General features: G+C 53.6%; 2 protein-coding genes. Both read right to left on the minus strand.

Features of this window, described 5'->3' with window-relative positions; genetic code table 11:
- Nucleotides 1-464, minus strand: a 464-nt coding sequence (locus ACOTYB_RS24840; RefSeq protein WP_421765925.1) for a phage tail tube protein, incomplete at its 3' end; no start/stop codon positions are given.
- A 54-nt stretch (nucleotides 465-518) separates the two neighbouring features.
- Nucleotides 519-743 (minus strand): tail completion protein gp17 (gene gp17 / locus ACOTYB_RS24845; protein WP_421765926.1); only part of this gene is annotated, 225 nt, incomplete at its 5' end.

Raw genomic sequence — 743 nt, forward strand, 5'->3', positions numbered from 1 at the left:
CCGGAGCGCTGGACAGATGCAGAAGTAGAAACAACCGTGTTTGCTGCAAAATCAAACGGGAAGTCGGACACATAGCCTTTGAATACGAACCATGTGCGGCTGTCAGGTAACACCAGGCCATCGACTGCACCGGATGCACCATCTTCAGCCGCAGTTGGCGATGCGGTTCCGTCTGACCATCCAATCGCGAACGTCAGGTCCTGATCCTCTTCGTCGTCCGAAATGGACAGGTTGTAGAGCATGATGTGGCTGGTATTTTTAGGATCAGCGTTAAGCGTCAGTGATGCTGTGCCAGGCGTTCGAAGACCACGCTTATAGCTGCGATCAAAGCGCTCAGAAAGACAGGTGTCTTCAATCTGGTCCGCCGGGTTGCTGCCGGGTGAGAATGCAGTGATACATTCAACTTCGCTCACCGCGCCTTTTGCGAGCACAAAGAGCTGCGTACCTTGCGTCAATACAGACATTGTTATCTCCGGTCATAAAAAAACCGGCTCAAGGCCGGTGGTTGAATAATACGTTTATCTAGTGACTATCCAGTCAACATCGAATGAGTAGCGATAGCGCTTTGTTTCCGGGTCTTTCTCCTGCTCGCCAAGGCGTGTGATGTACGCGTGCGGCTCAATGGCATCACGCAGCGCAGAGGCGACGGCGATAACCTCGTCCACCGTGTCGGCGTACGCATCTACCTGCAGCGAAAAGGAGTCTGCATCCGGCCGATGCGCCAGATAGTTTTCCGTCAAGCC

This window comes from Enterobacter cloacae complex sp. IR5450, from assembly GCF_049238665.1.
Lineage (GTDB): Bacteria > Pseudomonadota > Gammaproteobacteria > Enterobacterales > Enterobacteriaceae > Enterobacter > Enterobacter hormaechei_C.